This is a genomic window from uncultured Shewanella sp., assembly GCF_947501665.1.
In the GTDB taxonomy this organism is placed as follows: domain Bacteria; phylum Pseudomonadota; class Gammaproteobacteria; order Enterobacterales; family Shewanellaceae; genus Shewanella.
The window spans coordinates 96,641-109,157 of sequence record NZ_CANMWS010000014.1 but is presented as its reverse complement, the minus strand read 5'-3'; the positions used below and the strand labels follow the sequence as shown (position 1 = coordinate 109,157).

The window sequence follows — 12,517 nt, the reverse complement described above, 5'->3', positions numbered from 1 at the left end:
CTAGTTTGGCAACAAAAACGGTGTCCTACTTTTTAAGTGGGGCACCCGGTTTAACTCCTTCAGGAGAGAAACGTGAAAGACTTATTAAAGTTTCTGAAACAGCAAAGCAAGACTGAAGAATTCGAAGGGATCAAAATTGGCCTAGCGTCGCCAGATCTGATCCGCTCTTGGTCATTTGGTGAAGTTAAGAAGCCAGAAACCATTAACTACCGTACTTTCAAGCCTGAGCGTGAAGGTTTGTTCTGTGCGAGGATCTTTGGTCCTGTTAAAGATTACGAATGCTTATGTGGTAAATATAAGCGTCTTAAGCACCGTGGTGTGATTTGTGAAAAGTGTGGCGTTGAAGTCACGCAGACTAAAGTGCGTCGTGAGCGCATGGGTCACATTGATCTTGCCAGCCCAGTGGCTCATATCTGGTTTTTAAAATCATTACCGTCTCGTATCGGTTTGATGTTAGATATGACATTACGTGACATTGAACGCGTATTGTATTTTGAGTCATTCGTCGTTATCGAGCCTGGCATGACTAGTCTTGAACGCGGCCAAATGCTAACAGAAGAAAACTATCTGGATGCATTGGAAGAGTACGGTGATGAGTTTGAAGCTAAAATGGGTGCGGAAGCCGTTTTAGAATTATTGCGTGCTATCGATCTTGAAAAAGAAATCGAGATGATGCGTGAAGAGTTACCGTCAATTAACTCTGAAACACGTCGTAAGAAGATGACTAAACGCTTAAAATTAATTGAAGCGTTTTTCCAATCAGGCAATAAGCCTGAGTGGATGATCCTAAAAGTATTACCGGTTCTGCCACCTGATCTTCGTCCATTAGTCCCACTTGATGGTGGTCGTTTTGCGACGTCTGATTTGAACGATCTTTATCGTCGTGTGATCAACCGTAACAACCGTCTGAAGCGTCTACTTGACCTTGCAGCGCCAGATATCATCGTACGTAACGAAAAACGTATGTTGCAAGAATCTGTCGATGCATTGTTAGATAACGGCCGTCGTGGTCGTGCGATTACTGGTTCTAACAAGCGTCCGCTTAAATCTTTGGCCGATATGATCAAAGGTAAGCAAGGTCGTTTCCGTCAGAACTTATTGGGTAAACGTGTTGATTACTCTGGTCGTTCTGTTATTACCGTGGGCCCAACTTTGCGTCTACATCAATGTGGTCTTCCTAAGAAGATGGCATTGGAACTGTTCAAACCTTTCATCTATGGCAAGCTTGAAGGTCGTGGTCTAGCGACAACGATTAAAGCGGCTAAGAAAATGGTTGAACGTGAAGTCCCAGAAGTTTGGGACGTGCTTGATGATGTGATCCGCGAACATCCTGTCATGCTCAACCGTGCACCAACCTTGCACAGATTGGGTATTCAAGCGTTTGAGCCAGTATTGATTGAAGGTAAAGCGATTCAGCTGCATCCTTTGGTTTGTGCGGCCTATAACGCCGATTTCGATGGTGACCAAATGGCGGTTCACGTGCCTCTAACGCTGGAAGCTCAGCTAGAAGCACGTTCATTGATGATGTCAACCAACAACATTCTTTCACCTGCAAACGGTGAGCCGGTGATCACACCGTCACAAGATGTTGTATTGGGTCTTTATTATACCAGTCGTGAGTGTATTAACGGCAAGGGTGAAGGCATGGCATTTGAATCTGTTGCTGAAGCTGAAAAAGCTTACCGCACAGGTTCTGCAGAATTACACGCTCGCGTGAAGGTACGTATTACTGAAACGACGACCAGTGAATTAGGTGAAAAAGTCAAAACACGTCGCATTGTGGATACTACAGTGGGCCGTGCTTTATTATCACAAATTCTGCCTAAAGGTTTGTCTTATGATCTGGTTAACCAGAACATGGGTAAAAAGCAAATCTCTAAGTTATTGAATACGTGTTATCGTCAACTGGGTCTTAAAGATACCGTTATCTTTGCTGACCAATTGATGTATACCGGTTTCCATTTTGCGACTATCTCTGGTGCTTCTGTTGGTATTGATGACATGGTCATCCCTGATGAGAAGTATACGCTAGTATCGGACGCAGAAGCTGAAGTTATTGAAATTCAAGAGCAGTTCCAATCTGGTTTGGTTACTGCGGGTGAAAGATATAACAAGGTGATTGATATCTGGGCCAGTGCGAACGAGAAAGTCTCTAAAGCGATGATGAAAAATTTATCGACTGAAACTGTGATCAATCGTGACGGTGAGCCTGAAGATCAAGAATCTTTCAACAGCATTTACATGATGGCCGATTCGGGCGCTCGTGGTAGTGCAGCACAAATTCGTCAGCTAGCGGGTATGCGTGGTTTGATGGCAAAACCGGATGGTTCTATCATTGAAACGCCGATTGTGGCGAACTTCCGTGAAGGTCTAAACGTATCTCAATACTTCATCTCAACTCACGGTGCGCGTAAAGGTTTGGCTGATACGGCATTGAAAACGGCTAACTCGGGTTACTTAACCCGTCGTCTTGTAGATGTTGCGCAAGATTTAGTGGTCATTGAAGATGATTGTGGTACCCACGAAGGGCTAACAATGAAACCGCTGATTGAAGGTGGTGATGTTGTTGAGCCATTACGTGAGCGCGTATTGGGTCGTGTGGTTGCTAAAGATGTGTGTTATCCAGGTACTGAAAATGTACTGGCGCCACGTAATACACTGCTTGATGAAGCTTGGTGTGATGTACTTGAAGAGCATTCAATCGATGAAGTTCAAGTGCGTTCAGTGATCAGCTGTGATACTGACTTTGGTGTGTGCGCGGCGTGTTATGGTCGTGATTTAGCACGTGGTCATCTGATTAACCAAGGTGAAGCCATTGGTGTGGTTGCAGCGCAATCAATTGGTGAGCCAGGTACACAGTTGACGATGCGTACCTTCCACATTGGTGGAGCGGCATCTAGAGCATCTGCAGCGAACAATGTTCAAGTGAAGAATGCCGGTACCCTGAAACTGCACAATGCTAAGCATGTGACCAACAGTGAAGGTAAGCTAGTAATTGTGTCTCGTTCATCTGAGCTTGCGATCATTGATGATCTTGGCCGTGAGAAAGAGCGCTATAAAGTGCCTTACGGTACAGTACTTGAGAAGCTTGAAGATTCACAGCTTGAAGCGGGTAACATTATCGCTAACTGGGATCCCCATACTCACCCGATTATTACTGAGGTGGCGGGTACAACCAAGTTTGTCGATATGATTGATGGTGTCACTATGACACGTCAAACTGATGAGCTAACAGGTTTGTCTTCAATTGTGGTACTTGATGTTGCTCAGCGTCCGACTGCGGGTAAAGAAATGCGCCCAATGATCCGCTTGCTTGCGAGCGATGGTAGCGATCTTATGATCCCTGGTACGGATGTTCCAGCACAATACTTCTTACCGGGTAACGCGATTGTTAACTTAGACGATAATGGTCTGATTAACGTTGGTGATGCGCTAGCGCGTATTCCACAAGAGTCTTCAAAAACCCGTGATATTACCGGTGGTCTTCCACGGGTTGCGGATTTATTTGAAGCGCGTAAGCCTAAAGAGCCTGCTATTCTTGCGGAAATCTCGGGTACCATTTCATTTGGTAAAGAGACTAAAGGTAAGCGTCGTCTAGTGATCACGCCTGCTGATGGTAATAAGCCTTATGAAGAGATGATCCCGAAATGGCGTAACTTGAACGTGTTTGAGGGTGAAAAAGTCGAACGTGGTGAGGTTATTGCTGACGGCGCTGAAGCAGCACACGATATCTTGCGTTTACGTGGTATCCACAATGTGGCTAACTACATCGTTAACGAAGTACAAGATGTTTACCGTCTGCAAGGGGTGAAAATCAACGATAAGCACATTGAGGTGATTATTCGCCAGATGTTGCGTAAGTGTGAGATCACCGATGCGGGCGATAGCCAATTCTTAGCGGGTGAGCAAGCTGAAGTGTCACGTGTGAAAATCGCTAACCGCGAATTAGAAGCACAAGGTAAGCAGCCTGCACGTTTTGAGCGTGAACTATTAGGTATCACGAAAGCATCGCTTGCAACGGAATCTTTCATCTCAGCGGCTTCTTTCCAAGAAACCACACGCGTACTGACCGAAGCGGCAGTAGGTGGTAAGAGTGATAAACTTCGTGGCTTGAAAGAAAACGTGATTGTGGGTCGTTTGATCCCTGCGGGTACCGGTTATTCATATCATCAGAATCGTCAACAAGCACAACCAGCTGGTCAGCTTGATGAGACGCCGGTGATCAGTGCCAGTGAAGCAGAGCAAAATCTTGCCGATCTTCTTAACCTTGCGGGTAGCTCGGATTAAGGCTGAAAAAGGCTAAAAAACATGAAAAGGCGCCTTGTGCGCCTTTTTTTTAAACTAATTTCACCTAAAACCTGTCTATTTCTTGACAGGAGGCCATTACCTTTCTAAAATTTCGCGTCCCACACCTGTGGGCTATAGATTTTTCACACCTTACTGTTGAATCTTTCAACTGATTCGGAGCTATACATGGCAACTGTAAACCAGTTGGTCCGTAAGCCTCGCTCGCCAAAAGTCGATAAGACTAACGTGCCAGCGTTGAATGCGTGTCCGCAAAAACGTGGTGTTTGTACTCGCGTATACACTACTACACCAAAAAAACCTAACTCAGCTCTACGTAAAGTAGCGCGTGTGCGTCTAACTAACGGTTTCGAAGTCACTTCGTACATCGGCGGTGAAGGCCACAACTTACAAGAACATAGTGTAATCTTGATCCGTGGTGGTCGTGTTAAAGATTTACCTGGTGTTCGTTATCACACAGTTCGTGGAGCACTCGATTGCGCAGGCGTAAGTGAACGTCGCCAAGGTCGTTCTAAGTACGGTGCTAAGCGTCCTAAGTCTTAACGTTTTCCGTTAAGTAAGGCCAAGCTAGATAATTTGAGATTCCAGTTTTGGGGTCCCTGAAGCATACGGAGAAATTGTTATGCCAAGACGTCGCGTTGTAGGACAACGTAAAATCCTACCAGATCCAAAATTTAATAGTGAGTTGTTGGCTAAGTTCATCAACGTCATTATGCAGGACGGCAAAAAGTCGACTGCAGAAAAAATCATCTACAAGGCACTTGATGTTGTCGCTGAAAAGAAAAGCGAAGATCATCTAGTGATCCTTGAAGCAGCCCTGGAAAATGTCCGTCCATCTGTCGAGGTTAAATCTCGTCGTGTGGGTGGTTCTACTTACCAGGTACCATGTGAAGTACGCCCAGTTCGTCGTAATGCACTGGGAATGCGTTGGTTAGTTGAAGCTGCTCGTAAGCGTGGTGAAAAATCTATGGCTTTACGTCTAGCCGGTGAAATGCTAGACGCTTCAGAAAACAAAGGCACTGCTGTTAAGAAGCGCGAAGATGTGCATCGTATGGCAGAAGCAAACAAAGCGTTTGCTCATTACCGCTGGTAATATCATGGCGTGGATTTTTCCACGCCATACTTACACTGCTATCACTCAGGTTTTAGCTAAGAGGGTATAAATCGTGGCTCGTACAACTCCAATTGAGCGTTACCGTAATATCGGGATTTGCGCTCATGTTGACGCTGGTAAAACTACCACCACTGAACGTGTTCTATTTTACACCGGGATGTCTCATAAGATCGGTGAAGTTCATGATGGCGCAGCCACCATGGATTGGATGGAGCAGGAGCAGGAGCGTGGGATTACCATCACTTCAGCTGCAACGACTACTTTCTGGCGCGGAATGGATGCCCAGTTCACTGAGCACCGTATTAACATCATTGATACTCCAGGCCACGTTGACTTCACTATTGAAGTTGAGCGGTCTTTAAGGGTCCTTGATGGCGCTGTCGTTGTATTTTGTGGTTCTTCTGGTGTTGAGCCTCAATCAGAGACAGTATGGCGTCAAGCTGATAAGTATCACGTTCCTCGTATCGTATTCGTCAATAAGATGGATCGGGCTGGAGCGGACTTTAATGCTGTCGTTGAGCAAATCCGTAACCGTTTGGGCGCGACTTGTGTACCGATCCAATTGAACATTGGTGCAGAAGAAAACTTCAAGGGCGTTGTCGATTTAATTAAAATGAAAGCGATTAACTGGTCAGAAGCTGATCAGGGAACGACTTTCACTTATGAAGCTATCCCAGCCGATTTAGCCGAGCAAGCCGCAGAAATGCGTGAATACTTGGTTGAAGCTGCGGCAGAAGCATCAGAAGAGTTGATGGACAAATACCTTGAAGAAGGTGATTTGACTGAAGCTGAAATTAAAGAAGCATTACGTCAGCGTACCTTAAACAATGAGATCGTGTTGGCCACTTGTGGTTCTGCTTTTAAGAACAAAGGGGTGCAAGCCGTTCTCGATGCTGTTGTTGAATATCTTCCTTCTCCCACAGAGGTGCCTGCTATTGCGGGGATCAATGAGAAAGAAGAGGAAGTTCATCGTCCTGCGGATGATGACGCCCCTTTTTCAGCATTAGCGTTTAAGATTGCAACCGATCCTTTCGTGGGTACCTTAAGCTTTATTCGCGTCTATTCGGGCGTGCTTGAAAGTGGTGCTGGCGTTTATAATTCGGTTAAGCAAAAACGCGAGCGAGTGGGTCGTATGGTGCAAATGCACGCCAATGATCGTCAAGAGATTAAAGAAGTTCGCGCTGGAGACATCGCGGCGGCTATTGGTCTGAAAGACGTGACAACGGGCGACACGTTGTGCGATATGGATCACAAAGTAATTTTAGAGCGTATGGAATTTCCTGAGCCTGTCATTACAATCGCTGTTGAGCCTAGAACAAAAGCCGACCAAGAGAAAATGGGCATTGCGCTGCAAAAATTAGCAGCGGAAGATCCGTCGTTCCGTGTTGAAACTGACGAAGAGTCAGGGCAGATACTGATCTCTGGGATGGGTGAACTACACTTAGACATCATCGTAGACCGTATGCGTCGCGAATTTAATGTTGAGTGTAATGTAGGTAAGCCTCAAGTTGCATACCGTGAAACTATCCGCAACAGTGTGGAAGTTGAAGGTAAATTCGTACGTCAATCGGGTGGTCGAGGACAATTCGGTCATGTTTGGTTGAAGCTTGAACCTCAAGAAGAAGGTGCAGGCTACGAATTTGTGAACGAAATCGTTGGGGGTGTGGTTCCAAAAGAATACATTCCTGCGGTAGATAAGGGCATTCAGGAACAGATGAAAAACGGTGTTGTTGCCGGGTTCCCTGTGCTTGATGTAAAAGTCACTTTATTTGACGGTTCATATCATGATGTGGACTCCAATGAAATGGCGTTTAAAGTTGCAGGTTCAATCGGGTTTAAAAAAGGCTGCGAAGATGCAAGCCCTGTTTTACTCGAACCTTGCATGAAAGTGGAAGTCACAACACCTGAAAACTATATGGGTGATGTGGTTGGCGACTTAAATAGACGTCGTGGTTTGATAGAAGGCATGGATGACGGCATTGCCGGCGTCAAGCTTGTTCGAGCTGTGGTACCTTTGTCTGAAATGTTTGGTTATGCAACCGATTTACGCTCTGCGACTCAGGGACGTGCTTCATACTCTATGGAGTTTTTGAAGTATTCTGAGGCGCCGCAAAACATCGCTAAGGCAATCACTGAATCGCGCATGTAAACTTGTGCAAAATGTGATTGTTATAAATTAATTGCTATTATCTCGACCAAGGTCGAGTTTTCTGAAAAGAAAGGAATATATCGTGGCTAAAGAAAAATTTGAACGTAGTAAACCCCATGTAAACGTAGGTACAATTGGTCACGTTGACCATGGTAAAACTACACTAACTGCTGCTATCTCTGCAGTATTAACCAAAACTTACGGTGGTGAAGTTAAAGATTTCGCACAAATCGATAACGCTCCAGAAGAGCGTGAGCGTGGTATTACCATTAATACTTCTCACATCGAATATGACACACCAACTCGTCACTATGCGCACGTCGATTGCCCAGGTCACGCGGATTATGTTAAAAACATGATTACTGGTGCTGCTCAAATGGACGGTGCAATCTTAGTTGTTGCTTCTACAGACGGCCCAATGCCACAAACGCGTGAGCACATCCTGCTTTCTCGTCAGGTTGGTGTTCCTTTCATCATCGTATTCATGAACAAATGTGACATGGTTGATGACGAAGAGCTACTTGAGCTTGTAGAAATGGAAGTACGTGAACTACTTTCTGAATATGAATTCCCTGGTGATGACTTACCCGTTATCCAAGGCAGTGCACTTAAAGCCCTTGAAGGCGAAGCTGAGTGGGAAGCGAAAACTCTTGAGCTTGCAGAAGCCCTAGATACTTATATCCCAGAGCCAGAGCGTGCGATTGACGGTGCATTCATTCTTCCAATCGAAGATGTGTTCTCAATTTCAGGTCGTGGTACAGTTGTTACTGGTCGTGTAGAGCGCGGTATCATCAAAGTGGGTGAAGAAGTTGAAATCGTTGGTATCAAAGATACGACGAAGACAACTTGTACAGGTGTTGAAATGTTCCGTAAGCTGCTTGACGAAGGTCGTGCAGGTGAGAACTGTGGTGTACTACTACGTGGTACTAAGCGTGATGAAGTAGAGCGTGGTCAAGTATTGGCAGCGCCTGGTTCAATCAACCCACACACAACTTTTGAATCAGAAGTTTATGTACTTTCAAAAGAAGAAGGTGGACGTCACACTCCATTCTTCAAAGGCTACCGTCCACAGTTCTACTTCCGTACAACTGACGTAACAGGTACAATTGAGCTACCTGAAGGCGTAGAAATGGTAATGCCAGGTGACAACATCAAGATGGTTGTGACGCTAATCTGCCCAATCGCGATGGACGAAGGTTTACGCTTCGCAATCCGTGAAGGTGGCCGTACAGTAGGTGCGGGTGTTGTAGCTAAGATTGTTGCTTAATAGCGACTCATTTTACGCAACATAAAAAAAGGCAGCTTAGGCTGCCTTTTTTGTTGCTATTGCTTTGTGGATTGCTATTCGCTTGGTTGCGTTAAAGCAAAATCAATTCTTATGGATTGGCCTTGCTGATAAATGAGCTCATTAGCTCTATCCGCTGAACGACTTTCTGTTGCGACTTGTGCTCGCCATTCTTGTAAAGATAAATAACGATCAATTTTTTGTAAGCTAACGTTCATTTTTTTGTGTTCGATGGCATCAAATTTCGCTTGAATGTCTTGTGGCAGTTTGAGAGCGGGAATCGTACCTGCACGCCCAGCAAAAATGGACCAAGTGCTATCACTGTCAAAATAAAACTGACTGTCGTCATACAGTCTTAATGTTGTGGCTGATATATTGCTGTCATAAGCACTAAAGTCAAAATCAACCGTGTCAGAAGCTAATTGCATCTGCGTGGCGATATGTTCAACCTCTGGCAGCAAGGACTCATCGGCCGTTAATAACTCAATTGGCTGGGTATAGCCTTCATCATCGATTGGCTGACGCGAAGAGATATTGATATTGGCGTGGGAATCTAAAATGCTCGATGATGAATAATTATGGGTATAGAGTATCGATGTGAGGTTTAACTCCGGATAGATATAGATAGGTTTGTCATGGTTGGAGCTATTCGGGCTGGTGTTCCATGAATCATTTCCGAACTGATAAAAGCCTGTATAAGCAACCATAAAACTGGAGTCGGTTGGCGGTGTGATATTAACTTCAATGCCCTCAGAGAAATCACTCAGTGTTAATGTTTGATTATCGACTGGCGAAAATAACACTTGAGCTACATGTGTGCTAAAGCCATTGTTATCGATAAGAATGAGATCGGTTTTCACGTCTGCACACCAATTGACTTTGGACTCACTGTGTTGGGAAGCGGGACTGAGGAATACACTCATTATGTTGCTGTTGGCGGCGAAATCGACAAATCGAAAGTCACCACTGTTATGTAATTCACTAAGATCAATTTGTACTTCATTACACTCACAACCAATATCGTTATCAATATAATACACTTTCTTACCTAAGTCGCCAGCGGTGACATTGAGGTAAGTATCGACTTTCACGCCAGCACTCTGATCATTAGGCTCAGTATAGGTGAGCTGAGTGATGTGTTGGTTAGCCTCACTCCATTCAATGTTTAGATGACCATTACTGTCTGTTTTGTGTTCACTTAATATATTACCGTCACTGTCATGAACAAGAAAGCGTGCATCAAGATCTGGGCTTAACATGCCACACTGGTTGGAGCGCATGGCATCTAAGGTTAAATAAACAGGGGAGGGGGTGTTACCTTTATTGTCAGCGGCATTTTCTGTTTGGTTATTATTATTCGAATCACTGCCACCACAAGCGGTGAGTAAGACGGTTAAAAGACCACAAGCTGTCAATTTAAATGTATGCATAAAGTTGGTTTTAGTTTTGTTTTTTGTAAAATTTGTTGCGCACTATATAAGAGTCAGTATGGCAGTTCAAGTTGCGCTAAATGTTTTAATCTCTGGACTCGTTCGGTCATGTGCTTAATTATTGACAATTTGCTTGCGCTTGAAGTGAAACTGCGTATAATGGCCGCTCGCCTTAACCATTAGGCGAATTAATCAGTCAAGAAAAGCTTGACGTAAAATACAGCGGCTCCAATTGTGAGTCGAACGGTTAAATCATCTCGCTCTGCTTTTCCAAGAAGGAAGAAGCTAGAGGGTGATTTTTTATGTGTCCATTTTAGGAGCTCTGGTCAATGCAGAACCAAAGAATCCGTATCCGCTTAAAAGGATTTGATCATCGTTTAATTGATCAGTCTACTGCGGAAATCGTTGAAACTGCTAAGCGTACAGGCGCACAGGTACGTGGTCCAATTCCACTGCCAACGCGTAAAGAACGTTATACCATTTTGACTTCTCCACACGTTAATAAAGATGCGCGTGATCAGTACGAACTTCGTACTCACAAACGTCTTGTTGACATCGTAGAGCCGACTGAGAAGACTGTAGATGCATTAATGCGTCTTGATCTTGCGGCGGGTGTTGACGTTCAAATTAGCTTAGGTTAATTGAGATCCTTAGAAGAGGTTTGAGAGATGGCTATCGGTCTTATCGGTCGTAAAGTAGGTATGACTCGTATCTTCAATGAAGATGGGGCGTCTATACCTGTTACAGTAATTGAAATTGCTGCTAATCGTGTTACCCAAGTGAAAACTTTGGAAACTGACGGTTACCGTGCACTTCAAGTTACTACTGGTACCAAAAAAGCTAATCGCATCACTAAACCAGAAGCAGGTCACTTTGCTAAGGCAGGCGTTGAAGCCGGTCGTGGTTTGTGGGAAGTGCGTTTGGCAGATGGTGAAGGCGAAGGCGTTGAAGTTGGTGCTGAGCTAAATGTAGATATCTTCGCTGATGTAGCGAAAGTTGATGTTACTGGTCAATCTAAAGGTAAAGGCTTCCAAGGCGGTATTAAGCGTTGGAACTTCCATGCCCAAGACATGACTCATGGTAACTCACTGGCACATAGATCCAACGGTTCTATTGGTCAAAACCAAACACCTGGTCGCGTTTTCAAAGGTAAGAAAATGTCAGGCCACATGGGTGCAGAGCGTGTTACGACACAGAATCTTGACATTGTACGTGTCGATGCTGAACGTAACTTGCTATTGGTTAAGGGTGCGGTTCCGGGTGCCACTAATGGCGACCTGATCATCAAACCTGCCGTTAAAGCTTAGGTCTGAGGAGATAGTAATGGAATTGGTATTGAAAGACGCACAGAGTGCTCTTGAAGTTTCCGAAACTACCTTCGGCCGTGACTTTAATGAAGCACTGGTTCATCAGGTAGTTGTAGCATATGCTGCAAACGCGCGTCAGGGCACTCGTGCTCAAAAAACTCGCGCAGAAGTTGTTGGTTCTGGCAAAAAGCCTTGGCGTCAAAAAGGAACTGGCCGTGCACGTGCCGGTACCGTTAAAGGCCCAATCTGGCGTGGTGGTGGCGTAACTTTCGCTGCTAAAACTCAGGATCACAGCCAAAAAGTTAACAAAAAGATGTACCGCGGAGCGCTGAAAAGCATTTTATCTGAATTGGTACGTCAAGACCGTCTGATTGTTGTTGAGTCATTTGGCGTTGAAGCTCCTAAAACAAAAGAGCTGAAAGCAAAATTAGACACAATGGAATTACAAGACGTGTTGATTGTGACTCCAGAAATTGACGAGAACTTATTCTTAGCCGCTCGTAACTTGTACAAAGTTGACGTTCGCGATGTTGCTGGTATTGATCCAGTTAGCCTTATCGCTTTCGACAAAGTCCTTGTTACTGCAGAAGCGATTAAGCAAATTGAGGAGATGCTAGGATGATAAGCGAAGAACGTTTGCTAAAAGTTATTCTAGCGCCACACATCTCTGAAAAGAGCACTGTTAATGCTGAGAAGAACAACACGGTTGTTTTCCGTGTCGCTATCGATGCGACTAAAGCTGAAGTTAAAGCTGCAGTAGCCACGTTATTTGAAGTTGAAGTTGATTCAGTTCGCACTTTGGTTAACAAAGGTAAAACTAAGCGTCACGGTGCCCGTATGGGTCGTCGTAGCGATTGGAAAAAAGCCTATGTGACTTTAGCTGAAGGTGCTGACATCGATTTCGTCGGCGGCGCTGAGTAAGCAAAG

Annotated in this window: 10 protein-coding genes; 9 read left to right on the top strand and 1 reads right to left on the bottom strand. The window is 44.8% G+C overall.

The window, feature by feature from the left end:
* Positions 1 to 72 precede the first annotated feature (72 nt).
* The 5 genes from rpoC to tuf all read left to right on the top strand — a co-directional run bounded on the left by rpoC (position 73) and on the right by tuf (position 8,835).
* Positions 73 to 4,287, top strand: coding sequence for a DNA-directed RNA polymerase subunit beta' (gene rpoC / locus Q0976_RS12510; protein WP_299494154.1), 4,215 nt, complete (start codon positions 73 to 75; stop codon positions 4,285 to 4,287).
* A 186-nt stretch (positions 4,288 to 4,473) separates the two neighbouring features.
* The gene (rpsL, locus tag Q0976_RS12505; protein ID WP_248942498.1) at positions 4,474 to 4,848 is read left to right on the top strand and encodes a 30S ribosomal protein S12; all 375 of its coding nucleotides are present in this window, start codon (positions 4,474 to 4,476) and stop codon (positions 4,846 to 4,848) included.
* Positions 4,849 to 4,927: 79 nt separating this feature from the next.
* The gene (rpsG, locus tag Q0976_RS12500) at positions 4,928 to 5,398 is read left to right on the top strand and encodes a 30S ribosomal protein S7 (RefSeq protein WP_298773419.1); all 471 of its coding nucleotides are present in this window, start codon (positions 4,928 to 4,930) and stop codon (positions 5,396 to 5,398) included.
* Positions 5,399 to 5,471: 73 nt separating this feature from the next.
* Complete coding sequence (gene fusA / locus Q0976_RS12495) at positions 5,472 to 7,568, top strand: elongation factor G (RefSeq protein ID WP_299494153.1); 2,097 nt, start codon at positions 5,472 to 5,474, stop codon at positions 7,566 to 7,568.
* An 82-nt stretch (positions 7,569 to 7,650) separates the two neighbouring features.
* The gene (tuf, locus tag Q0976_RS12490) at positions 7,651 to 8,835 is read left to right on the top strand and encodes an elongation factor Tu (protein ID WP_299494152.1); all 1,185 of its coding nucleotides are present in this window, start codon (positions 7,651 to 7,653) and stop codon (positions 8,833 to 8,835) included.
* Between the two features lie 74 nt (positions 8,836 to 8,909).
* Here tuf and Q0976_RS12485 read toward each other — a convergent pair whose 3' ends face one another.
* Positions 8,910 to 10,283 carry a hypothetical protein gene (locus Q0976_RS12485; RefSeq protein WP_299494151.1) on the bottom strand — a complete coding sequence of 458 codons (1,374 nt, stop codon included), beginning with the start codon at positions 10,281 to 10,283 and terminating at the stop codon, positions 8,910 to 8,912.
* A gap of 329 nt (positions 10,284 to 10,612) precedes the next feature.
* On the opposite strand from Q0976_RS12485, the gene rpsJ reads away from it, so the two are divergent.
* The 4 genes from rpsJ to rplW are packed head-to-tail and all read left to right on the top strand — an operon-like array spanning position 10,613 to position 12,511.
* Positions 10,613 to 10,924: a 30S ribosomal protein S10 gene (gene rpsJ / locus Q0976_RS12480; RefSeq protein WP_005503530.1), complete on the top strand. Its 312-nt coding sequence runs from the start codon at positions 10,613 to 10,615 to the stop codon at positions 10,922 to 10,924.
* 27 nt (positions 10,925 to 10,951) lie between these two features.
* Complete coding sequence (rplC, locus tag Q0976_RS12475; RefSeq protein ID WP_299494150.1) at positions 10,952 to 11,590, top strand: 50S ribosomal protein L3; 639 nt, start codon at positions 10,952 to 10,954, stop codon at positions 11,588 to 11,590.
* A gap of 16 nt (positions 11,591 to 11,606) precedes the next feature.
* The gene (gene rplD, locus Q0976_RS12470) at positions 11,607 to 12,212 is read left to right on the top strand and encodes a 50S ribosomal protein L4 (protein ID WP_299494149.1); all 606 of its coding nucleotides are present in this window, start codon (positions 11,607 to 11,609) and stop codon (positions 12,210 to 12,212) included.
* Positions 12,209 to 12,511: a 50S ribosomal protein L23 gene (rplW, locus tag Q0976_RS12465; protein WP_298773414.1), complete on the top strand. Its 303-nt coding sequence runs from the start codon at positions 12,209 to 12,211 to the stop codon at positions 12,509 to 12,511. Before rplD ends, rplW begins: the two co-directional genes overlap by 4 nt.
* Positions 12,512 to 12,517: the final 6 nt, after the last annotated feature.